This is a genomic window from Clostridium sp. CTA-1, assembly GCF_054768215.1.
Genome location: NZ_BAAAAP010000075.1, coordinates 1 through 375, shown reverse-complemented (window position 1 = coordinate 375; position 375 = coordinate 1). Strand labels below are relative to the sequence as shown.

The following is a 375-nucleotide window of genomic DNA, read 5'->3' as shown; positions in this document are numbered from 1 at the left end:
TCTACTTTTTCATCATATAATAACTTTTCTATATCTTTCAAAAATAGGCTACCAATACCTTTTCCTTGAAAACCATCCCCTATGCAAAATTCATCTATGTAATACTCCATACCACAAATCCAAGGCTTTTTCATTCCTACACTTAATGCTACAACTTTTTTATCTATTAATCCTATATATCCTAAAAAATAATTATTTTTCATATGATTTATGAAAAAATTCTTTACCTGTTGTCTGGAATCATACTCGTCATTCCAGGGGGCTCTTGAAAATGTATCTATAAATAAATCTACACATTCTTCCAAATATTCTTCTGATAACTTAATTACTTTTAGTTCCATTGTACACCTCCACTTTTCTTTCAAATTACTATTT

The 375-nt window shown here is 28.3% G+C and carries 1 protein-coding gene; it reads right to left on the bottom strand.

Going from position 1 to position 375, the window contains the following annotated elements; all coding sequences use genetic code 11:
- A partial coding sequence (locus ACYUEW_RS19125) for a GNAT family N-acetyltransferase (protein ID WP_460277717.1) occupies window positions 1–341 on the bottom strand: 341 nt, incomplete at its 3' end.
- Window positions 342–375: the final 34 nt, after the last annotated feature.